General features: G+C 63.7%; 15 protein-coding genes. 3 read left to right on the plus strand and 12 right to left on the minus strand.

Annotated features, from left to right (window positions below; genetic code table 11):
* Positions 1 to 50: 50 nt before the first annotated feature.
* From addA to NKH70_RS00730, 11 genes are all read right to left on the minus strand, one after another.
* A complete protein-coding gene (gene addA, locus NKH70_RS00680; RefSeq protein ID WP_353024765.1) occupies positions 51 to 3,563 on the minus strand; it encodes a double-strand break repair helicase AddA in 3,513 nt (1,170 codons plus the stop codon).
* Positions 3,560 to 6,697, minus strand: a complete 3,138-nt coding sequence (gene addB, locus NKH70_RS00685) for a double-strand break repair protein AddB (protein ID WP_352977093.1) — start codon at positions 6,695 to 6,697, stop codon at positions 3,560 to 3,562. Before addB ends, addA begins: the two co-directional genes overlap by 4 nt.
* Entirely contained in the window at positions 6,694 to 7,437 is a 744-nt protein-coding gene (locus NKH70_RS00690; protein ID WP_353024822.1) for a nucleotidyltransferase family protein, read from the minus strand. The genes addB and NKH70_RS00690 overlap by 4 nt, the downstream gene beginning before the upstream one ends.
* A gap of 56 nt (positions 7,438 to 7,493) precedes the next feature.
* Positions 7,494 to 9,005, minus strand: coding sequence for a tRNA (adenosine(37)-N6)-threonylcarbamoyltransferase complex ATPase subunit type 1 TsaE (gene tsaE, locus NKH70_RS00695; RefSeq protein WP_352911688.1), 1,512 nt, complete (start codon positions 9,003 to 9,005; stop codon positions 7,494 to 7,496).
* Between the two features lie 8 nt (positions 9,006 to 9,013).
* Positions 9,014 to 11,575 (minus strand): sensor histidine kinase, encoded by a 2,562-nt coding sequence (locus NKH70_RS00700; RefSeq protein ID WP_352911690.1) that lies wholly within the window; start codon positions 11,573 to 11,575, stop codon positions 9,014 to 9,016.
* Positions 11,576 to 11,763: 188 nt separating this feature from the next.
* Positions 11,764 to 13,164, minus strand: a complete 1,401-nt coding sequence (gene ahcY / locus NKH70_RS00705; protein ID WP_352911693.1) for an adenosylhomocysteinase — start codon at positions 13,162 to 13,164, stop codon at positions 11,764 to 11,766.
* 156 nt (positions 13,165 to 13,320) lie between these two features.
* Positions 13,321 to 13,617: an HPr family phosphocarrier protein gene (locus tag NKH70_RS00710; protein WP_023677551.1), complete on the minus strand. Its 297-nt coding sequence runs from the start codon at positions 13,615 to 13,617 to the stop codon at positions 13,321 to 13,323.
* A complete protein-coding gene (locus tag NKH70_RS00715; RefSeq protein ID WP_254815942.1) occupies positions 13,614 to 14,015 on the minus strand; it encodes a PTS sugar transporter subunit IIA in 402 nt (133 codons plus the stop codon). The genes NKH70_RS00710 and NKH70_RS00715 overlap by 4 nt, the downstream gene beginning before the upstream one ends.
* 164 nt (positions 14,016 to 14,179) lie before the next feature.
* A complete protein-coding gene (locus tag NKH70_RS00720) occupies positions 14,180 to 14,626 on the minus strand; it encodes an HPr kinase/phosphorylase (RefSeq protein ID WP_352464662.1) in 447 nt (148 codons plus the stop codon).
* 31 nt (positions 14,627 to 14,657) lie between these two features.
* Positions 14,658 to 16,442 (minus strand): sensor histidine kinase, encoded by a 1,785-nt coding sequence (locus NKH70_RS00725; protein WP_352464664.1) that lies wholly within the window; start codon positions 16,440 to 16,442, stop codon positions 14,658 to 14,660.
* Between the two features lie 201 nt (positions 16,443 to 16,643).
* Complete coding sequence (locus NKH70_RS00730; protein WP_023677547.1) at positions 16,644 to 17,345, minus strand: response regulator transcription factor; 702 nt, start codon at positions 17,343 to 17,345, stop codon at positions 16,644 to 16,646.
* 342 nt (positions 17,346 to 17,687) lie between these two features.
* Here NKH70_RS00730 and NKH70_RS00735 point away from each other — a divergent pair, with 342 nt between their 5' ends.
* The 3 genes from NKH70_RS00735 (at position 17,688) to NKH70_RS00745 (ending at position 20,564) form a co-directional block, all read left to right on the plus strand.
* Positions 17,688 to 19,298, plus strand: coding sequence for a phosphoenolpyruvate carboxykinase (locus NKH70_RS00735; RefSeq protein WP_352911696.1), 1,611 nt, complete (start codon positions 17,688 to 17,690; stop codon positions 19,296 to 19,298).
* A gap of 79 nt (positions 19,299 to 19,377) precedes the next feature.
* The gene (gene arfB, locus NKH70_RS00740; RefSeq protein ID WP_352911699.1) at positions 19,378 to 19,815 is read left to right on the plus strand and encodes an alternative ribosome rescue aminoacyl-tRNA hydrolase ArfB; all 438 of its coding nucleotides are present in this window, start codon (positions 19,378 to 19,380) and stop codon (positions 19,813 to 19,815) included.
* A gap of 131 nt (positions 19,816 to 19,946) precedes the next feature.
* Positions 19,947 to 20,564 (plus strand): alpha-ketoglutarate-dependent dioxygenase AlkB family protein, encoded by a 618-nt coding sequence (locus NKH70_RS00745; RefSeq protein WP_352911702.1) that lies wholly within the window; start codon positions 19,947 to 19,949, stop codon positions 20,562 to 20,564.
* Here NKH70_RS00745 and NKH70_RS00750 read toward each other — a convergent pair.
* Positions 20,527 to 22,140 carry a hypothetical protein gene (locus tag NKH70_RS00750; RefSeq protein WP_352911704.1) on the minus strand — a complete coding sequence of 538 codons (1,614 nt, stop codon included), beginning with the start codon at positions 22,138 to 22,140 and terminating at the stop codon, positions 20,527 to 20,529. The genes NKH70_RS00745 and NKH70_RS00750 overlap by 38 nt on opposite strands.
* Between the last annotated feature and the right edge of the window lie 50 nt (positions 22,141 to 22,190).

Below are 22,190 nucleotides of genomic sequence, written 5' to 3' on the forward strand. Positions count from 1 at the left end.
GTCGCACCAAATGTGGTGGTGATCGCGTCCGTGTTCAAGCAAGTCTTGTGTCACGCTCCCGTGAGTCTAGCAAGCGCGTCGTCCATGGCCGCCGCCGGCAGCTCGATCAGCCGCGGCGCCTCGGTAAACAGCAGCGCCGCCGAGACCTCGCGTCCCGGATAGAGCGGCTGAAGCAGCGCGCGATAGAGTGCGAGCTGCAAAACATAGGCTTGCGGCACTTCGGCGAGCGTAGCCGGCGCTGGCCGATTGGTCTTGTAGTCGACGATCGAAACCTTGTCCGGCGTTACTGCCAGCCGGTCGATCTTGCCGGAAATCGAGCGCAGTTTGCCCCTCACTCCCAGGCTGCCCATGATGGCGACTTCAGCGCGCGAGTTTGGCGCAAACAGCGGCGCGAAGCGGCTGTCGGCAAGAATTCTGAAAACGCCAGCCAAGGCCTTGTCGCGCTCGTCGTCGGGCCATCCCGCGCCGGCTCTTGCCAGATAGCGTTCAGCGGCATCCTGGCGTTTTCCCTCGGCGATGCCGGGTAGCATCTGCAGCAATTTGTGCAGCGCCAGCCCGCGCATGACGGCAAAGCCGGGCTCGGCGTCGGCATCCAGTACCGGCGAACGCGTGTCGGCCACCGCTTGCCGCGCCTCGTCGATCAGCACCGAGGCGCCGGACGGCGAGAGCGGCCGCGGCAATTCCTCGAAGGGCGGCAGAGGCTGGAACAGGGTTTCCGGCAATGGCGCAAAGCGTTCCGCCTGTCGTGCCTCACCCACTGCCGCCGACGGCATGGGCGGCAGCTTCGTCACCTGGAAACGATGCACGGTCTCGCCAGCGGCGGGATGCCGGCGTTCTTCGCTCTCCGCGGCACCGACCAGTGCGCGGCTGACGATCGAATGCCAGGTGCCGGTATTCGGCGCCCGCTTGCCATGGTAGCCGCAGACGATCAGCCGATCCTCGGCGCGGGTCATGCCGACATAGAGCAGCCGGCGGTATTCGTCGTCGGCGAGCTCGCGGGCGCGGGCCGATGCCGCGCGTGAAAACCCATTGGCGACATCGCTGGCGGAACGCCAGAGATAGCCCTTGCCCTCCCAGCAGTCGCCCGAGCCTTCGAACGGCATCAATCTCGGCAGATGCTGGTCGCTGAACGGCGCGGAACCGCCATCGACGAGGAACACCACCGGCGCTTCCAGGCCTTTGGCGGCATGCACGGTCATGACGCGAACCTCGTCGCGGGTCTGGTCCATTTCGCGCTTGATCTCGGGGCCGGCGTTTTCCAATGTCGACAGGAAGGATTCCAGTCCCGGCAGGCCGGTCCGCTCCTCGGCCAGGCAGAAATTCAGGAATTCGTCGAGGATATCGCCGGCCTCCGGCCCGAGCCGCGCGATCATCTTGTTGCGCAGGCCGTCGCGGGCGAGTGCTGCGGCATAGAATTCGAACACCTGATTGAACGCGGCTTCGTTCGACCATGTGTCGAGCCGGCTGACGACGGCGGCCAACGCCTCGCTTTCGCCGGCATGCCGGCGCAGCGAGGCGATCAGCGAGACGCCCGACGGCCTCTCGGCAGCAAGCGCGAAAAGCTGCTCTTCCGAGACATCGAAGATCGGGCTGCGCAGCACGGCAGCGAGCGACAGATCGTCCTCGGGCTGGATGAGAAAATGGCCAAGTGCGATCAGGTCTTTCACCGCGATGTGGCCGGGCAGGCTGAGCCGATCGGCGCCGGCCACCGGAATGTCGCGGCGCTTCAGCGCCCGCGTTAGCGCATGGACGAAGCGATCGCGCTTGCGCACCAGCACCAGCACGTCGCCGGGGCGGAGTTTCTTGCCGCGGCCTTCGATGACCTCGCCGCTGCCAATCCAGCCGGCAATGGTTGCGGCGACGTTTTCAGCGACGCGGACTGCCGGCGCGTGGGCATGGTCGACCGCTTGCGTCCAATCGTCTGGTTCGTCGACGACGTCGGCGCCGATCGACGGCCAGACCTCGACATAACCCGGCGCATCGGTACGGATCGCCTTGTGGTCGAGCGGATCGGGATCATGGCTGATGCCGCGCCGCACGTTCGGGTCGGCAAAGACACGATCCACCGCCGCAAGCACGTCGTCGGTCGAGCGAAACGACCAGGTCAGCTTGAGATCGGCGAAGGCCGCATCGGCCGATCTAACTTTGCCGGCAAACAAAAGCCGGCTGTCGGCAAAGGAATCCGGGGCGGCTCCCTGGAAGGAATAGATCGACTGCTTTTCGTCGCCGACCGCAAAGATGGTGCGGTGGACGGCGTCGCGTGCGCCGAGCCCGGCAAAGAACTCCTCCGCCAGCCGCTTGACCACCTCCCACTGGTCGGGACTGGTGTCCTGCGCCTCGTCGAGGAGGATGTGGTCGATGCCCTGGTCGAGCTTGTATTGCACCCATGGGCCGGCGTCGGGCCGCGCCAGTAAATTGACCGTGCGGGTGATCAGGTCGTTGAAGTCGAGGAAGCCGCGGGCGCGCTTCAATTGCTCGTAGCGGGCGATCAGCCAGTCGGCGATGGTCAGTGCGGCACGCGTGCCTTCCAGCATTCTGAACAAGGCCAGCCGGTCGGAGATTTCGAGAATGGCGTCGACCGCCGCCAGATAACGTTCGGCAAGATCGGGCAGCCGGTCAAGCAATGCCCTTTTAAACGTCTTTGCCGGATCGTAAGGCTCGCCGTCGGCCCTCAGGAAAGCCTTGGAGAGCAGATTCAGGCGGCGGACCGGATGCTCCTCGGCGAAGGCAAGACGGGCGTATGGCAGCAGATTGTTCAGCACGATGCGCGCATCGGCGGCCTCAGCCGACCGTGAAAAAGTGACGAGATAATCCGGCAGGAAGCCGGGCAGCGGCCAGACGGAGGCGGCTATGCCTTCGGCGGTCTGGCCGGCGCGAAACTGAAACTCATCGAACAGCGCCTGAAAACTATCGCCGCCGGCCGCGGCGATGAAGGCGCGCAAACCATCGCGCTTGCGCACGATCTCGGCCAGCAGTGCGTCAAGCCCATGTTCGCCACCGCGCTCCAGCACGGTGGCGAAGGCCTCGGCCAATGCCGCATCGCCTGCAACGCCGCCCGAAATCATGTCGCGGCGGGCGGCGGCAAACAGCGAAGCCTCCATTTGCGGATCGAGCATTTCGAAATGCGCCGGGATATTGGCTTCCAGCGGGAACTGATGCAGCACCGATTCGCAGAAGGCGTGGATGGTCTGGATCTTCAGCCCGCCCGGGGTTTCCAGCGCCTCGGCAAACAACCGCCGCGCCCGGCGCATGGTTTCGCGGTCGGGCTGGCGCCCGTCCAGCGCCTCTATCCGTGTCGAGAGCTCGGCATCGCCCAGGGCCGTCCATTGCGACAGGGTCGAAAACACCCGGTTGGACATGTTGGCGGCGGCGGCACGCGTATAGGTCAGGCACAGGATCTTGGACGGATGGGTGCCGCGCAGCAGAAGCCGGATGACGCGCTGGGCGAGTACATGGGTCTTGCCCGATCCGGCATTGGCCGACACCCAGGCGGAATTATGCGGATCGGAGGCGCTTGCCTGGCTGGCGGCGGTGTCGCTTGGAATGGGGTAGGCCTTTTTCATACCTCCCCTCCCTCGTCGTCGGCATCGCCGCCGGCCGACCACTCGAGCACGCGGGCGAGATGATCATAGTCGCCGTCGGTCTCGCCCTCGCGGAACGGCAGCGCCCGCGACAGATAGCCGGTCGCCGGGTCGGCGTAGTGGATCAGCAGTTTTTCCAGCCGCGCCCACGCCTCTTCGGCGAGATCGGCGGCGGTTCGCGGCTTGCGGTTGTATTCGAGGATCGATTCTTCGAACACCTCGCCATTCGGCTTCAGCCGCACGAAGGCCAGTTGCGACGGCTCGCGTGCGCCAAGCTCCTTGAAGGCGCCGCGACGCAGCAGCGCGCCCTCCAGCGCCAGTTGCGGCGCGAGCAGCGTGTGCGCCTGTGCTTTGGATGGCGACGAGCCGGTCTTGTAATCGAGAATGTCGGCCATTCCGCCAGCCAGCAGATCGATGCGATCGGCATAGCCGGACAGGGTCACGCCGGATCGGCCGACACCGGTCTTTTCGGCGCGTTCCTCGGCGTGCCGCCGTGCCACGGCTGCGGCCCGGCCGCGCTCCCATTCGATGATGCCGGCGGCAAGCTTTTCGAAGCGTGGCCACCACACCGCCTCGACATCGGCCGGCAGAGCCGCCTCGGCAAAGCAGGAGCGGCCGGCGGCGATGAGCCCGTCCAGCGCCTCCGGCGCGCGCGGATCGGCCACCGTCCGCGAGAACAAGTGCAGAATAGCGTGAAACAGCGTGCCGCGCTCGGCGGCGCCCGGATCGCGAATGACCGGATCGAGCGGCATCAGGCCGAGTATCCTTCTGGCATAGACCGCATAGGGATCGCGACGTAGCGTTTCGATCTCGGTGACCGAGAGGTGGTGCGGCCGTGCGGCGAGCGGCGGTTTCGGCTGCGGCCGCGGCGCAAAGTCCTGCTTTTCGCCGGCATCGAGCGCACGCGCCCAGGCAAGCAGTTCGTCGCCGCGCCGGCGAAGTGCCGCGGCATGATCCTCGCCGACGAAGGTAAGGATGCGCTGCAGCCAGCGCGAAGGTACCGACGGTGCGTCGCCGGAGCGGGCGGAGCGAGCCAGCACCACTTTTTTGGCGCCCATGGCCATCTGGAAATCATGGGCGGCAAGGCCGATGCGCCGCTCCGGCGGTTCAAGATCGATGCCGGTCTTCATCAGCCGCGACATGAAGCGGTCACTCTCCGGCTTGCGCGGCCACACGCCTTCGTTGAGCCCGCCGACGACCAGCGTATCGACGTCCTGAAGCCGCGCTTCCAGCACACCCCAGATGGCGATGTTCCTGTCGGTGCCCTGCGCCGGCTTGACCGTCTCGGGCGCGATCAGCGCCTCCATCACGTCAGGCCATTCGTCAGCGGCGAAGGAGAACGACACCGAGGCCGCGACCAGACCGCGCAAGAGCTCGGCAAGCTTTTCGCCGGCATCGCCGGCATAGAGTTCGCTCAGGCTGCCGTCGGCGGCGCGTCCGAGGCTTTCGAGCACGCCGACACTGGCGCGCACAAGCGTGGCAAGATCGGCATTCTCCTCGCCGCGAAAGGCAACCAGCGGCGCCAGCGCAGCCGTTAGCCGGATCAGCAGGTCGCGGGCCTGCTCAATGCGCCTGACCGAGAGGCGCGATCGCCAGAAAGGCGGGCGGCGATTGCCACCGCCGTCGAATTCGAGGAGCCGGGCATCGAAGAGTTGCGGCAGCGACGCCACGTCCGGACGACCGGTGCCGCCGCGCAGCGCCACGAGTTCGACTATCTCGGCCGCATGGCGCACGCTTGCCCGCTCCAGGCCGAGGCCAAGCAGGGGATGCTTGAGCAGCGACAGTAGGGCGACCGGGTCGCCCGGGCGGAAGGCTGCCTGAAGCGCCAGCCTGAGCAGGCTGGCGGCTGGCGTGTTGATGAGCAGCGTGCCGCCGGAATCGTCGGCGGCAACGCCGAAGCGCAACAGCTCGACTGAGACGCGCCGCGCCAGTGCGCGGTCGCCGGTGACGAGTGCTGCGCGCTGGCCGGGCCGCTCGACGGCCTGTTTGAGCGCGACGGCGATCGCTACGGCTTCGTCGCGTTCGCTGGCGGCTTCGAGAAGCGTCACATCGGCGAAGGCCTCGGCAATATCGCCGGCCGTAAAGCGGGCGCGCGTCTCGGCCCACAGCTCGGTGGTCTCCGCCGGGCGCAGCGCTTCGCCGACGAGTGCGGCGCGCAGTGCAAGCGGCCGCGGCGCAACAGCGAGTTCCCCGACATCGGCGCGCGGCACGCCGATCTTGCCGATCAACTTTGCCAGGCCGTATTGCGGGTGGCCAAGCAGGGCCGGGCGCGCGCCAAGTGCACTGATGGCGGCAAAGGACGGCTCGTCCAGCGCCCGGTCGAGCCCGGGCAGCACAACGGCGCCATTGGGCAGACCGGCGATCACGGCAAGCAGCTCGGCCGTGGCGGGAATGGAGCCGGTGGAACCGGCGGCGATCACCGGTCCGGCCGGCGGATTACGCTTCAGCCGCGCCGCCTCCAGCCTTATCAGGGCATTACGATGCGCGGCCGGATTGGAGCGATGGCGTTCCTCGAGCAGCTTCGGCCAGTTCTCGGTCACGATGGTCAGGAAATCGAGCGTCACCTGCCACCAGCCTGCAAGATTGCCGGTCACAAGGTCGGCGAGCCTTGCCCAATCCGTGCCTTCGGTCTCGATCTCATCCATCAGGCGTGCAAGGTCGCGCGCCAGCCAGATGGCGTCGGCGGCGGAGGCCGGGATGACGATCTCCTCGTCGAACAATGCCGCGACATGCGCCGGCAGGCGGCGTTTCCACGCCCGCACCAGTGGCGCAAGCAGCAACAGGCGCTCTACCGCGGCGATCGGCGGCGCAAGGTCGATGGCGGCCGAAGCTCCCGCCTCGAAGGCGGCTTCATCTTCATCGAACTCACCAAGCGGGCGGATGACCGGCAGGATCGCCGAGCGGCTTCCGGAGCGCGAGAGAGCATCGACGAAGACGCCGCGAAGCGCCCGCGCCGCACGGCGCGTCGGCACATAGATGGTGAGATCGGCCAGCACCAGCGGATCGCCATCATAGGCAAAGCCGGGAACCAGGCGCCCTGCAAGCAGCGCCTCGGCCAGCGTCGGCAGGAACGGCGCTCCGGGCGGGATCGAGAAAACGCGGCGGGAGCCGCTCATTTCGACTCGGTAAGAGCGCCGGGTGCCTCAGCAACAGCATCGGGCGTGCCGGCAAGCGCAGCGGCGACCGCTGCTTCCGCCCGCGGGATCGCGTCCGGTGTGCCGACAGTGATCCAGTGACCCTGCATCTTCATGCCGAACAGGCGGCCGGCGGCGATTGCCGCATCGAAATAGGCGTTGAGCGACAGCGGGCCGCCCGGCGCATCCTTGAAGATGCGCGGATGGACGATTGCTGCGCCGGCATAGATCAGGCCGGCCGGATCGTTGTTCGCACGCCGCAAGGCGCCATCCGGCGCCATCAGGAAATCGGTGCCGCCGCTATGCCCGGTTGCCGACTGGAGATCCGCAAGCATCAGCAGAATGTCCATTGTCGCGCCCTCCCATGCAAGGGCAAGTCGCCTGAGATTGGAAACGCCGCTGTCGATCCAGAAGGTGTCCGCGTTAAGCACATAGAAGGGCGCCCCTAACCTGGGCAATGCCTTGACGATACCGCCGGCAGAGTCGAGCAGGCCGGTGCTCTCATCCGAGATGACGATTCTCGGCGCACTGCGGCGGGCTACATGGTCCACGATCTGTTGCGGCAGGTAATGGACGTTAACGACGGCCTTGGCGACGCCGGCTTCGGCTAGGCAGTCCAGCCCCCAGTCGAGCAATGTCTTGCCGGCGATCTTGACCAGCGGCTTCGGCATTGTCTCGGTGATCGGCCGCATGCGCTTGCCGAGCCCGGCGGCGAGCACCATGGCGGTCGTCGGCATCGGCTGCTCATCCGACGCCTTCAGGCCCAAATCCTTAGCCGTCAAATCGAGCGTTCCTCCAGCAAGCCGTGGGCGATGTAGAAATCCTGCAGCCCGGCCAGCGCCGGATGCGCCAGCGCCCGGCGAAGATAATCGCGGATGCGCGGCAGATGCTTCAGATAATAAGGCTTGCCGTCACGTTTTTCGAGCCGCACGAAAATGCCGAGGATCTTGGAATTGCGCTGTGCGGCCATGATTGCATAGGTTTCGCGGAATTCGTTCTCGTCGAAGGCGCCGGCGGCGCGGCGCGCGGCGATGTAGGCGGCGAGCGTGTGCTTTTCGATTTCGGGTGAAATGGTGACGCGCGCGTCCATGGCGAGCGACGCGACGTCGTAGGCGGACGGTCCGATCAGCGCGTCCTGGACATCGACGACGCCGAGGCGATCGTGACCGGAACGGTCAGCGCGCCAGATCAGGTTGGGCGAATGGAAGTCGCGCAACATAAGCGTGTATTCGCGCCCTTCGAGCCGATCGAGCACCGCATTCCATTCGCTGCGGTAACCGGCGCGCAGCGCCTCGCTTGGCGGAGCGCCTGATATCGCCGGGACATACCAGTCGACCAGCAATTCGGCCTCGATCATCATGGCGTCGCGGTCGAAAGGCGGCACCTCGTGGAAGACGCCGGGGCCGGCCGGCATGCGGGCCGGCCATGTTTTGCCGTGCATCATGGCAAGCAGTTCGGCCGCCGCCGCATAACGCTCGGCCACCGCCTGGCCGCGCTTGTCCAGAAACCCTTGGGAACCGAGATGTTCCAGCAGGAGAAAACCCTGGTCGAGGTCCTGGTCATGGATTTCCGGGACGCTGACGCCGCCGGCCCGCAAGGCCCGGTCGATGGCCACGAAAGCCGAAACGGATTGCGCGGTGTGGGCGATTTCGGCATAGGGTTTGCCGTCGCGGACTGGCGGCCCGAGCACCAGCCTTGGCGAGTTCATCAGCACGCGCGGCGGAAAGCCGGCGAGCGTGACGATCTCGTAGGAGCGAGCCGAGGCATCACCGATGAAATATCGTCGCTGCGCTTCGCCCCAGCCGGCCTGCCCGAGAAAATCGCGCATTGCCAGCGATCGCGCCGCGCGCTCGAAGGCGGCACCCTCTCCCGATAGTCTCACCAGTCGGCCGTCGCCCTGCTGGAGAAGTTCGACCAGCACCGACGTATCCGGCAAATATGCCTCTGCCCGCTCCGGCCATTCGACCAGCGCAGCGCCTTGCGTCAGGGCCTCGTCAAAACCCAGCTCGTCCAGCTCGGATGCGGTGCCCAAGCGGTAGAGATCGAAATGATGGACCGGCACGCGTGTGTCGTAGCTCTGGACCAGCGTGAAGGTCGGGCTCGGCACGTCGAGGCTCGCATCGTCGGCCAGTGCCCTGATCAGCGCCCGTGCCAAGGTCGATTTGCCGGCGCCGAGATCGCCCTTGAGAGCGAGCACGTCGCCAATGCGCAGCGACATGGCGAGATCCTCGCCGAGCCTTGCCGTCGCAGCCTCGTCGGCGAGAAAACGGTCCAGCACCAATACCGCCATCGAACGCGCTACTCGGCCGCGGCGCGGATGCCGGACGGCGTGTCGGGAAAGGCGCAAACAACCGTGGTGCCCTTATCCCTGCCGGTCTCGATGCGGACGCTGCCGCCATGCAGTTCGACAAAGCTCTTGACGATCGACAGGCCGAGCCCGGCGCCACGGCGGCGGCCGCCATTGGTGCGCGGCTCGAAGCGCCGGAACACGGAGTCAAGCAGGTCCGGCGGCATGCCGGGACCGTCATCGTGAACGGAAAATTCCACGCCGTTGGCAAGCTGGCGGCAGGCGAGCGTTATGGTGCTCGCCTCCGGCGCGTAATTGGCCGCATTGCTAAGCAGATTGTAGAGTATCTGACGGACGCGGATCTCGTCGCCATGGAAGGTTTTCGGCGCGGCAGCCGCGTCGATCCTAAGCTTGATCGCATGTTCCTCCAGCCGGTCGGCGACCAGTTCGGCGGCGGCCGTAATGGTTCGATCGATGTGAACTTCGGAAATGTCGAGTTCCATGATGCCGGCATCCACCGTCGCCAGATCGAGGATGTCGTTGACGATGGTGAGAAGGACCGAGGAGGACGAGCCGACATGCCCGATATATTCGCGTTGCTTCTGGTTCAACGGACCAGTCGACGGCAGTGAAAGAAGCTCGGTAAAGCCGATGATGTTGGTGAGCGGCGAGCGCAGCTCATAGGAGACGTGCTGCACGAATTCGTTCTTGATCTGGTCGGACTTTTGCAGCGCCTCATTCTTGTCCTTCAGTGCCCGCTCGACATTGACGCTGTCGGTAACGTCGACAAAGGTCATCATCACCTGGCCGTTGGGCAAAGGGATGACGGCGTAGCGCAAAACGGTGCCGTTGTTCAATTCGGTCTGGCCGTGGCGGTCGCGGCGCTCGTCGTCGAAGCCGGTGATGGCGGCAACGAACCCGCCCCAAGGACTGTCGACGGCACGGCGGTCGCAAAGGTCGCGGATCGTCGAGACATGGACGTTGGGTTTTGAGGCATCGGCATCCAGCCCCCACAGTGCCGCGAAGGCCGGGTTGGACAATCTCAGCCTGCCGTCGGGACCGAACACAGCGACGCCTTCGGCAAGGTTGTCGAGCGTCTCGCCCTGAACCCGGACGGCGGTCTGGTAGCGGCTTTCAAGGTCCATCTTCTCGGTCAGGTTCTCGAACACCCAGGTGACGCCGCCCTTGGGCTGCGGATTGGCGATGACGCGAATGGTCTTGCCGTCCGGCAGATGCCACCAATGCTCCTGCGATTCAACCGCGCGGTAAGCGCCGAGCAAGCTCTCTTTCCAGCGCCGCCATTCGGGCTGCTCGGCAATCTTGCCTTCGCTGCGCAGGCGGTCGAGCAGCAAGGCGTTGTCCGGCGCGCTGTGCAGGAAGCCACTGTCGAGGCCCCATAGCTTCTGGAACGCCTGATTGAAAAACCGCAATTTCTCGTCGGTATCGAAAATCGCCACGGCGGTGTTGAGCTGATCGAGCGTATCGGCGTGGCTCTGCACGGTCCGCTCATACTCGCCGCGAATGGCCTCGATGGCACTGATGTCGCAGGCAAGACCAGCCGAACCATCCGCCCCGGCAAAGTCGGTCACGGCAAACATACGGCGGTCGCCTTCGATCACAGTGGAGAGCGCCTGTTCGAAGACGGGGTGCGACTTGTGCTGCGCAGCAATCGTGTCGCGCGCCTGGCCGCCGAGGAATTCCTTGCCGTCACGAACCGCCGCTTCGGCATTCTCCGCCTCGACCGCTTCGGCATAGGCCCGGTTGACCCATTTCAGCCGCCCGTCGACGGTGCGCAGCCATGATGGCATCTTGAGCGCATCCAGAAGGCCGATCAGCGTCTCATGGTCGGCGGCTAAGCGCTGGTTCTCGATCTTCAGCCTGGCCTGGCTTCGCTGTGTCTCCGACAGCGAGACGAAGCGAACCAATACATGCGCCGCACTCTTGCGGCCGTGAACCTCGAGCGGCTGGCCGGCCTGCGATTCGATGACCAGATCGAAGGGCTTTGCCTTGTCCCGCAGCGCTGCGACGGCATGTTCGAGTGCGGCCGCCGAACGCGGCATCAGCCAGCGTCCGAAAGCCAGGAAGGCCGCCCGGTCCTCCGGCGCGCCGCTCTCGATCGGCAATGTCCCGACAAGCTCTGGTTTCTTGTTCTCGGCGGCCCATACGACCACGCGCTGATCGCGGGAATGGAGCAGCGCCTCCGAGCGCTGCAGCGCGGCATTAACGTCAGCGATGCGGGTCCTGAGCTCGGCATTTTCCGCCGAGGTGCGCGCCCTTTCGCGGATCAGAAAGATGGCTGACAGCAATGCCGCCCCCATGACGCCGACGAACATGGCGAGTTGCATGACCTCGACCGTGCTGACCGACAGCCCGGCCTTTTGCGCCACGCGGGTTTGGGCATGTGCAGTAAAGCCAAGCAGCGGACCAACCAGCGCGGAAGAAGCAAGCAGCACCCCGACACGGCTGCCGGCACGCCATAAAAGGCTGCCGCCTCTGGCAGCGGAGCCCGTGATCGAATCGTTATGGCCGCCGGAAACGGCCTGTCCCGCGCAAGGCGGGTTATCCCCCGGCATGTCTTGGTCCTCTTCGCCGCCTGAATGCAAGACCGCCCTGATGCGTGCGCCCGGGCCTCGTCCCCGGACCGCGAATCAGCACCATAGCGCTTGCGCGAATCGGCGTGAAGAATCAATCAGCGCAAAAATAAAGCCGGGCGAAAAGTCAATCGCCCGGCTTCAATATCTAGTGGTAAGTTTCGCCGTGGTTAATAGCGGTAGTGTTCCGGCTTGAACGGTCCCTGCGGAGTGACGCCGATATAGGCGGCCTGTTCGCCGGACAGTTCGGTCAGGCGGGCACCGAGCTTGTCGAGATGCAGGCGCGCGACCTTTTCGTCGAGATGCTTCGGCAGGACATAGACCTGGTTTTCGTACTGACCGGGCTTGGTGTACAGCTCGATCTGGGCCAACACCTGGTTGGTGAAGGACGCCGACATGACGAAGCTCGGGTGGCCGGTGGCGTTGCCGAGGTTGAGCAGACGGCCTTCCGACAAAAGGATCATCCGCTTGCCGTCCGGGAAGGTGATCATATCCACCTGCGGCTTGATGTTGGTCCATTTCAGGTTGCGCAGCGACGCCACCTGGATCTCGTTGTCGAAGTGACCGATGTTGCCGACGATCACCATGTCCTTCATCAGGCGCATGTGGTCGAGGGTAACGACGTCCTTGTTGCCGGTGGTGGTGATGACGATGTCGGCCGTCGGCGCCGCGTCTTCGAGCGTGACCACCTCGAAACCATCCATCGCCGCCTGCAGCGCGCAGATCGGATCGACCTCGGTGACCTTGACGCGGGCGCCGGCGCCCTTGAGCGAAGCCGACGAGCCCTTGCCGACGTCGCCATAGCCGCAGACGACCGCGACCTTGCCGGCAATCATCGTGTCGGTGCCGCGGCGAATGCCGTCGACAAGCGATTCCTTGCAGCCATATTTGTTGTCGAATTTCGACTTGGTGACGGAATCATTGACGTTGATCGCCGGGAACGGCAGCAGGCCTTTTTTCTGCAACTGATAGAGCCGGTTGACGCCGGTCGTCGTCTCTTCGGTGACGCCGCGGATCGCTTCCTTCTGCTTGGTGAAGAAGCCGGGCGATGCCTGCATGCGCTTCTTGATCTGGGCAAACAGGATTTCTTCCTCTTCGCTGCCCGGATTGGACAGCACATCCTCGCCGGCCTCGGCGCGGGCGCCGATCAGGATGTACATGGTGGCATCGCCACCGTCGTCGAGGATCATGTTGGAGGTGCCGCCATCGGCCCACTGGAAGATCTTGTCGGTGTAGACCCAATAGTCCTCCAGCGTCTCGCCCTTGACGGCAAACACCGGAATTCCGGCCTCGGCAATGGCCGCGGCAGCGTGGTCCTGGGTCGAGAAGATGTTGCAGGAAGCCCAGCGGATATCGGCGCCGAGCGCCTTAAGCGTTTCGATCAGCACCGCCGTCTGGATGGTCATGTGCAGCGAGCCGGTGATACGCGCGCCCCTGAGCGGCTTCTTGTCGCCGAATTCCTCGCGGCAGGCCATCAGGCCCGGCATTTCGGTTTCGGCGATCTCGATCTCCTTGCGGCCCCAGCCGGCAAGCGCGATGTCTGCGACCACATAGTCCTTGCTACCCGTCATGGCAGTGCTCCGATGCGAATTGATTGCGGGACGCGCCCGCCCCGAAGGCGTGCCGGAGGGCGCGAGTTGCCGGCCTGACTAGCAGATCGAGAGTCGGACGACAATGGGATATAAAGAAATCTTTATCCGTGCATGTCTTAAGCGGCGACCAACACGTCAGCATTCCTCGCCAAAACGGGAAGCAACCAGTTGCTCCAGCGCATCGATGACCTCTTCGGCCTCCGGGCCGGTGGCGGTGACGCGGATCGAATAACCGGGGCTCGCCGCCAGCATCATCAGGCCCATGATCGAGGTGCCGCCGACCTTGACCCCGTCCTTCTCGACCTGGACCGTGGCGTTGAAGCCGCTGGCAATTTGAACGAACTTGGCAGAGGCGCGCGCGTGCAGGCCGCGCTGGTTGACGATCGGAAAGTCGCGAACGATCTTGTCCTTTTCCGGCAACAGCGCACTCATTTACTGCTCAGGAGCTGACTGGCGACGTTGATGTATTTGCGGCCGGCAGCCTGCGCCTCATCCAGCGCGGCCGTCATGTTGTCGCCTTTGCGCACGCTGGACAGCTTGATCAGCATCGGCAGGTTCATGCCGGCAATGACCTCGATACGGCCGGATTCCATCACTGAAATGGCGAGGTTGGAGGGCGTGCCGCCGAACATGTCGGTCAAAACGATGACGCCTGATCCCGTATCGACGCGGCCGACTGCGTCGATAATGTCGCGGCGGCGCTGTTCCATATCGTCGTCGGCACCGATCGCCACGGTCTCGAAATTGTCTTGTGGCCCAACGACATGTTCCACCGCATTGCGGAACTCGGCGGCCAGTTGACCGTGCGTTACAAGCACGAGTCCGATCATTCTTTGGTGGCTCCCGTCATGGCCGCTTCACAGGCGCATTTTATGCTCGCCGACCGTTCCAGGTGGCGGGAGCGCTATCTTGTCGACGCAAGGCCCGTTGACAAGCCCAAAATTGCGCCGGCCCAGGCCAATTTGACGCATTGCAGCAAAAAATCGAAATCGGATCACAGGAAAGGCGCAATCGACAGGCGCGACATCACTGCCGGCAAGGCCGCCGCGACATTGCGCCCGGCAAGATCGATGCGCGGCACTGGTACGCCGAAAACGAGTTCGCTCCAGTCTTCCTGGAAGCGGGCCATTTTGCCGGCTGGCACCAGCCGGATAATGAGGTCGATCACGCAGCTTGGCTCGAACTGTATCGGCTTGGGGCCGAATCCCGGCACCTCGACGAGGCCGGCTATGCTGGCTGGTGCGCGGCAGACCAGCCGCCCCTCGCAATCGGCGGCATAGAGCTGGTCATCGCCGATCAGCCGGGAAAACAGCCCGCGCTGGCTGCAATGATCGATCAAGGCGAGCGCCAGCGTCGTCTTGCCCAAGCCGGACGGTCCGGTGATGAGAATGCCGCGATCACCTATCAGGATCGCGGTGCCGTGAATATTTTCAGGCTGCACAATAGGACCAGGCGTGATTGGAATTCATCCGTCAGCCTTCGGCCGGCAGCGTTACCACGAAGCGCGCGCCCTTGATCTCGCCGGGCTTGGTGCCCGGGATGTTCTCGGCGCTCAGCGTGCCGCCATGGGCTTCGACGATCTGCCTGGATATCGACAGGCCAAGGCCCGAGTTCTGGCCGAACGCCTCGCCGGCCGGCCGATCGGTATAGAACCGCTCGAAAATGCGATCGATGTTATCGGCCCGGATGCCGGGCCCATTGTCGTCGACGGTGACGATGTTGAACTTGCCGGCGCGCGCCAGCGATATGGTGATGTGGCCACGTTCTTCGGGGACGAACGAGCGGGCATTCTCGATCAGGTTGGTGATCACCTGGCCGATCCTCAGATCATGGCCGACGACGAAGTAGCCTTTCACGCCCTGCGGCAGTTTGGCGACCTTGAATTCGATCTCGACCGCCTTCTTGTTGCGCGTGGCCTCGCGCGAGACGGCGACCAGATCGGTGATGAACTTCTTCAGGTCGACGGTTCCCGCGTCTTCCCGCGCCAGTTCGGCATCGAGACGGGAGGCATCGGAAATATCGGTGATCAAGCGGTCAAGCCGCCTCACATCGTGCTGGATGATATCCATCAGCCGGCTACGCGAATTGTCGTTCCTGGCCAGCGGCAATGTTTCCACCGCGCTGCGCAGCGAGGTGAGCGGGTTCTTCAACTCGTGCGAGACATCCGCGGCAAAACTTTCGATCGCCTCGATGCGGGCGTAGAGTGCATTGGTCATGTCGCGCACGGCGATCGACAGATTGCCGATCTCGTCCTGGCGGTCGGAGAAGTCGGGGATTTCCTCACGGTTCTTGACGCCGCGGCGAACCCTGACCGCCGCCGCCGAAAGCCGGCGCAGCGGGTTGGCGATGGTGGAGGCCAGCAGCATCGACAGGATGGCGGTAACCAGGGCGGCAATGCCGAACACGCGCAGGATCGCCTTGCGCTCGGCCGCGACGATCTTGTCGATGTCGCCGCCTTCGGTCGACAGCATCAGCACGCCGAGAACGGCACGGAAGCGCTGGATCGGCACCGCCACTGAAACGATCTGCTCGCCCTGCTCCGAGATCCGCACAATCGTTGACGGACTGCCGGTAAGCGCCTTGACCACTTCCGGAAACGCGGCACCGTTGCCACCCGGCTGCTCGCGATAGACCGGCAGCTGCTTGTTGCGGAAGAAATCAAAGACGAATTTCTGGATGCGCTCCAGAAGATCCGGCTGTTCCTCTTCGACCGGCGGCAGATCGTAACGAAGGATCTGGCCGCGCGAATAGAGATGGCGGGAATCGAGCAGCAGGTTGGCGTCGCGGTCGTAAATGCGGGCGCGTGTGCGCGTGGGCGAGATCAATCGCCTGAGCACCGGCGCCACGCGCTCCGGATTGATCGGGAAATCGAGGTTGTCGAGCTGGTCGGAGCCGGGGCCTAGGCTTTCGCCGGCCTGCAACTCGAGCAGCTTCTCCGGATCGATGCTGATCGAATCGGTCTCGACCGTCGCCGAGGCGGCGATCGCGCCGGCGATGATCTCGCCTTGAGTCATCAGGCTCTCGACACGGGCGTCGATCAGCCCGTCGCGAAAGGTGTTGAGATAGAGAATGCCGGTGACCAGGACCGCAAGGCCGGCAAGGTTGAGAAAGAGGATGCGCCGCGTCAGGCTGGAAAAGATGTGATGGCCGAGAAACCGGCGCATCGGCACCGTAATTTTCGACACGAAGGCGGGCAGAATCCGCGGCGGGCGCCTGGCGGCGCCCGACCGTCTCACTCGCTCAACTTGCACTGCCATCGAATAGCAGCCCCCGCTCAGTCTTTAGTTTGATGCATGCCGTTGCCCCAAAACCGGGACCACTTTTGGGCGACATGCATTAGCGTTTTGACGCATGTCGCTGCCCCAAAACCGGGACCACTTTTGGGCGACATGCATTAGCGTTTTGATGCATGTCGTTGTCCCAAAAACCGGGACCACTTTTGGGCGACATGCATTAACTCATGCTTCGCGGAACCGATACCCGACTCCGTAAAGGGTTTCGATCATTTCGAAGTCATCATCGACGGCCTTGAACTTTTTGCGCAGCCGCTTGATGTGACTGTCGATGGTGCGGTCATCGACATAGACCTGCTCATCATAAGCCGAATCCATCAGCGCATCACGGCTTTTTACGACGCCCGGGCGCTGGGCCAGCGAATGCAGGATGAGGAACTCGGTGACGGTAAGCGTCACCGGCTCGCCCTTCCAGGTGCACGTGTGGCGCTCCTGGTCCATGACAAGCTGGCCGCGCTCAAGCGACCGAGCCTGCTGGTTGGGCGCCTTGGCCGCCGCCTCGCGGGTGCTGGCGCGGCGCAGCACGGCGCGGACGCGTTCGACCAGAAGACGCTGCGAGAAGGGTTTGCGGATGAAGTCGTCGGCGCCCATCTTGAGGCCGAACAGTTCATCGATCTCATCGTCCTTGGAGGTCAGGAAGATTACCGGCAGGTCGGATTTCTGACGCATCCGGCGCAGCAGCTCCATGCCGTCCATGCGCGGCATCTTGATGTCGAGGATGGCGAGGTTCGGCGGGCGCGCCGCCAGTCCCTCCAGCGCCGACGCCCCATCCGTGTAGGTTTCGACCCGATAACCCTCGGATTCGAGGGCGATCGAAACCGAAGTCAGAATGTTGCGATCGTCGTCGACAAGCGCGATTGTTGCCATTTCAAGCGGCTCCCTCATGAGCTGTCCCTTCTTTCGTCGAGAAGGGGCTTTTGCAGGACAAATTAGGTACAAAATGTGGCATAGGCTCTATCCGCTGTCACGCGCGGCATGCCGGCGGCCACAATTGTACCTCGACATGGATTGGACCAATGAACATCGCCAATCCTTTGGGCAACCATCAGTGTTTTTGCACATATAAACGATTTAAACAACTTTCAAAATATTTAAATCGATTAATGATTTGATATCATTCGCCTTTTCTGGTTTTGACGTTTTTAGCTCCTGCAATGGGGGTTCCGGAATTCGCCGGTAAAGACGCGGTAAATCGAAGAAGGGACACCCATGTCGGAAGCCGGCAAACGCAATCCTGCATGTGCAATCGATCGGATCGGCCTGAGAACCACGGGCGTGGTGCGCTATAATTTCGGCGCGGCCGCGCTCTACGAGGAGGCAATCCGCCGTGGCGAGGCCCGACTCACCGCGCATGGCGCGCTTGCCGCCGAAACCGGACAGCACACCGGCCGCTCGCCCAGGGACAAATTCGTGGTGCGCGACGAAAGCACCGCGCCGCATGTATGGTGGGACAACAACAAAGCGATTTCGCCGGGGCAATTCGATACGCTGCTTGCCGATTTTCGCGCCCATGCCGCTGAAAAGGACCTTTATGTGCAGGACCTGGTCGGCGGTGCCGACGAGGAACTGAAGCTGCCGACCAGGGTGATCACGGAGCTTGCCTGGCACTCCCTGTTCATCCGCAATCTGCTCATCCGGCCGGCCGCCGCCGAACTCGAGCATTTCATGCCCGGTTTGACGATCATCGACCTGCCGTCGTTCCGCGCCGATCCCGCCCGCCACGGCACGCGCGGCGAAACGGTGATTGCCGTCGATCTTTCGCGCATGATCGTGTTGATTGGCGGTACCTCCTATGCCGGCGAGATGAAGAAGTCGGTGTTCACCGTGCTCAACTATCTGCTGCCGACAAAAGGCGTGATGCCGATGCATTGCTCGGCCAATGAAGGGCCAGCCGGCGACGCGGCCGTTTTCTTCGGCCTTTCCGGGACCGGCAAGACGACGTTGTCGGCCGACCCATCGCGCACGCTGGTCGGCGATGACGAGCATGGCTGGGGACCGCACGGCATCTTCAATTTCGAAGGCGGCTGCTATGCCAAGACGATCAAGCTTTCGGCCGAAGCCGAGCCGGAGATCTTCGCCACCACCCAGCGCTTCGGCACGGTGCTGGAGAATGTCGCGCTCGACGCCGGTCGCGTGCCGGATTTCGACGACGGCGGGCTGACCGAAAACACGCGCTGCGCCTACCCGCTCCACTTCATCCCCAACGCCAGCAAGACGGGGCGCGCCAGCCACCCGAAAAACATCATCATGCTGACCGCCGACGCATTCGGAGTGATGCCGCCGATCGCGCGGCTGACCCCAGCGCAGGCCATGTACCATTTCCTCTCCGGCTATACCGCCAAGGTGGCGGGGACCGAGAAGGGCGTTACCGAGCCCGAAGCGACATTTTCGACATGCTTCGGCGCACCGTTCATGCCGCGGCATCCATCGGAATACGGCAATCTGCTGCGCGAGCTCATCGCACACCACGGTGTCGATTGCTGGCTGGTCAATACCGGCTGGACCGGCGGCGCCTACGGCACCGGCAAGCGGATGCCGATCAAGGCAACACGGGCGCTGCTTGCGGCAGCGCTCGACGGCTCGCTGAAAGCGGCCGACTTCCGGACCGACGCCAATTTCGGTTTTGACGTACCGGTGACGGTTGCCGGCGTCGACTGCGCCATTCTCGACCCGAGATCGACCTGGATCGACAAGCCCGCCTATGACCGGCAGGCGGCAAGGCTGGTCGGCATGTTCGTCGACAATTTCGAAAAGTTCGAGGCCCATGTCGACGCCACCGTGCTCGGCGCTGCACCACGCATGCAGGTAGCGGCTGAATAGCCGTCGCCCCTGGTGATGCTTCAAGGCCCGGCTTCGATCGGGCCTTTTCTTTTTTCGCCTGCCGCGCCATGACTGCGGCATGAACGCCGACGACAAGATCATCATCACCGACGATGCGGTGATTAATCCGGGCGACCTGCACGAGGACTTCATCCGTTCGTCGGGCCCGGGCGGCCAGAATGTCAACAAGGTGGCGACGGCGGTGCAATTGCGCTTCGATGCTGCCAATGCTCCAGGCCTGTCGGAGCGTGTGCGCGAACGGACCATCAAGCTCGCCGGCCAGCGCGCCACCAAGGACGGCGTCATCGTCATCGAAGCCGGACGCTTCCGCACCCAGGAGCAGAACCGGGCGGACGCCCGGGCGCGGCTGACGGCACTGGTCGCCAAGGCCGCCGAACCACCACCACCGCCGCGCAAGAAGACCAGGCCGTCCAAAGGCGCGGTCGAAAGACGGCTCAAAAGCAAGGCCGGGCGGGGCTCGATCAAGAAAATGCGCGGCCGGGTCGAGGATGACTGACAGCCGAAGCGGCTTCGGATTCCAGATCGCCGGCTAAAGCGCGCAGCCACCGTCGGAGGCGGCTTTCGGGTCGCCGTTTTCGTTTGACGGTGGCATTCTGATTTCTCCAGACCAACGGATCAAGCGACGCGATGCTCGTACTGCCCAAAGGCGTCCGCCATATGCCCGGCTACCTGTCGCGCGCCATGCAGGAAGTGCTGGTGGAAGATATCAGGGAGGTCGTGCAGGAGGCCCCGCTGTTCGTGCCGGCGATGCCGCGTACCGGCAAGGAGATGAGCGTGCGCATGACCAATTGCGGCCCGCTGGGCTGGGTCACCGACAAGGAGCATGGCTATCGCTACCAGCCGACCCACCCGGTGACCGGAAGGCCTTGGCCGCCGATCCCGGAGATACTACTAGATCTGTGGCGGGACGTATCTGCCTATGCGCACCCGCCGGAGGCCTGCCTGGTCAATTTCTATTCGCAGGATGCCAAGATGGGTCTTCACCAGGACCGCGACGAGAGCGATTTCTCCGCGCCCGTCGTCTCGGTGTCGCTCGGCGACGATTGCCTGTTCCGGGTCGGCCAGACGACGCGCGACGGCGCCACCAAATCGTTCAGGTTGAAAAGCGGCGACGTCGTGGTGCTTGGCGGCGAAGGGCGGCTCTGCTTTCACGGCGTCGACCGTATCTACCCGTCGACCTCGGCATTGCTCAGGAACGGCGGCCGCATTAATCTGACGCTGCGACGGGTGACGATGCCGAAATAGGCTGCTCGGGCGGCCGGCGGCCGGGGCGGACATAATCGTCGCGCAGATAGATGCGCTCGGTCTCGTCCTCGACGAGAATGCGGTAGTGCGCCAGGATGGCGTCAAAGCCAAAACGCCCCATCAGTTGGCTTGTCCACATTGTGTTGTTTTTCTTGAAGACGACGACATCCGGACGCAGACGCGCGAATTCTTCGCGTTTGCTTTCGACGTAACGCGCCATGATGGCCTGGTAACGCGTGGCTTCGGCGGTGTCACCCGAGAGGGCTGCCTGCCGGGACAGGGAAAGTGCGAACGCTCCAAGCCAATCGCTGACGTGGGTCGAAACGAACTGCCCATCGATCATACGGTTCAACGGATGTCCCGAGGAAATATCCGAACTGACCAACGCTACGGTCGGCCGATCGGTGGCGGCGCGAATGGTGGCAACCAGCGCCGGCCCTGGTTTCTGGGTGCTCCAGTACGGCAAGAAAGCGATTGCCACCGCCGCCAGTGCCCAAGCTCGCGAAGGAGCCGTCACGAACGCCAACAGCTTCGACGGCTGCTGCACGATCCTGGGCACCGCCAGCAGGCAGAAAATGGCTGCCACAGCGCAAAAGATCGCGGGATAGGCATGATAAGACCAGCCTTTCGCTTGGTAGAATAGGGGAAACATGCCGGCGATCGATGCCGCCAACGCTACCGCCGCCAGCTCTGGAAACCGCCTGGCAGGCCACAGCCACCAGATCAGGAAGACAAGGAAACACCACGAGAAACCGTAGCCGATCACAATCGGCCAAAAGATGCCGATCTTTCCATAAACATCCGCCAAGAGGGGATAGACGTCACGCAGGAATTCCGGATGGATCAGCGTGACCGTGCTGAGATAGACAATGCAGATGCCGGCAATGACCCAGTGTTCCAGGGCGAAGATCGATTTCAGACTGCGCCGGCGCACTGCAACGACCAACGCCGGCGCCAACACCATGATCGCATAGTAGGGCTTGACCAGCAGCAGAATGCTGCCCGACAGGCCGGCGAGTACGGCAAGCCCCGTGCCTGGTTGGGCAGCTGCATCTCTGCGCGCGCGCCAAGCATGAAGCGCAAGCAGCGGCATGAAAAGCGCCATGCCGATATGCTCCCGCTCGCTGAAGGCATTGCCGGGGAAGACCACCAACATTGCGCAAAACGCTGGCCCCAGTGCAAACAATGATGCAGTTTCGGTGAAACCCGCACGCTTGACGATCACGCCCGAGAGCGAAAGTCCGATAAGCACGGCAAGGTATGTCCAGGCCTCAACCAGGATTTCCGGGGCGGTGCCCAGCAATCTGGCCGCAGCCACTGGCGGCAGATAGAGCCAGACGCTGAATGGAGGATTGGTCTCGTAGATTTGCGAGTAAAGCCGCTCACCGGACAGCATACGCTCGCAGACCGTGATCAGCCAGCTAGTATCGGGAACAGTCCCCCAACGCCGCTGCCAGACGATCGAGAAGACGGTGACTGCGGCAATGGCCAGGACATTGCGGCTAGGAAGCAGCGACGCTGCGATATCCCGGCCGCGCCCGTGGCTCAAGCCGCCAATGTCGTTCGAGACGCTCATGATGTTTCACCAAGGCTCTCGGGCTCGAGCCATATGTCGTCCAGCGGAGC

The organism is Mesorhizobium sp. M0991 (assembly GCF_040318915.1).
Classification (GTDB): Bacteria; Pseudomonadota; Alphaproteobacteria; order Rhizobiales; family Rhizobiaceae; genus Mesorhizobium.

What these genes read in the sequence shown, in the direction of transcription:
- addA (WP_353024765.1), bottom strand. Translation starts at nt 3,563, where the DNA reads ATGAAAAAGGCCTACCCCATTCCAAGCGACACCGCCGCCAGCCAGGCA.
- NKH70_RS00710 (WP_023677551.1), bottom strand. Translation starts at nt 13,617, where the DNA reads ATGAGTGCGCTGTTGCCGGAAAAGGACAAGATCGTTCGCGACTTTCCG.
- addB (WP_352977093.1), bottom strand. Translation starts at nt 6,697, where the DNA reads ATGAGCGGCTCCCGCCGCGTTTTCTCGATCCCGCCCGGAGCGCCGTTC.
- NKH70_RS00690 (WP_353024822.1), bottom strand. Translation starts at nt 7,437, where the DNA reads ATGGTGCTCGCCGCCGGGCTCGGCAAGCGCATGCGGCCGATCACCGAG.
- NKH70_RS00715 (WP_254815942.1), bottom strand. Translation starts at nt 14,015, where the DNA reads ATGATCGGACTCGTGCTTGTAACGCACGGTCAACTGGCCGCCGAGTTC.
- NKH70_RS00725 (WP_352464664.1), bottom strand. Translation starts at nt 16,442, where the DNA reads ATGGCAGTGCAAGTTGAGCGAGTGAGACGGTCGGGCGCCGCCAGGCGC.
- NKH70_RS00735 (WP_352911696.1), top strand. Translation starts at nt 17,688, where the DNA reads ATGTCGGAAGCCGGCAAACGCAATCCTGCATGTGCAATCGATCGGATC.
- NKH70_RS00700 (WP_352911690.1), bottom strand. Translation starts at nt 11,575, where the DNA reads ATGCCGGGGGATAACCCGCCTTGCGCGGGACAGGCCGTTTCCGGCGGC.
- NKH70_RS00745 (WP_352911702.1), top strand. Translation starts at nt 19,947, where the DNA reads ATGCTCGTACTGCCCAAAGGCGTCCGCCATATGCCCGGCTACCTGTCG.
- ahcY (WP_352911693.1), bottom strand. Translation starts at nt 13,164, where the DNA reads ATGACGGGTAGCAAGGACTATGTGGTCGCAGACATCGCGCTTGCCGGC.
- NKH70_RS00730 (WP_023677547.1), bottom strand. Translation starts at nt 17,345, where the DNA reads ATGGCAACAATCGCGCTTGTCGACGACGATCGCAACATTCTGACTTCG.
- tsaE (WP_352911688.1), bottom strand. Translation starts at nt 9,005, where the DNA reads ATGGCGGTATTGGTGCTGGACCGTTTTCTCGCCGACGAGGCTGCGACG.
- arfB (WP_352911699.1), top strand. Translation starts at nt 19,378, where the DNA reads ATGAACGCCGACGACAAGATCATCATCACCGACGATGCGGTGATTAAT.
- NKH70_RS00750 (WP_352911704.1), bottom strand. Translation starts at nt 22,140, where the DNA reads ATGAGCGTCTCGAACGACATTGGCGGCTTGAGCCACGGGCGCGGCCGG.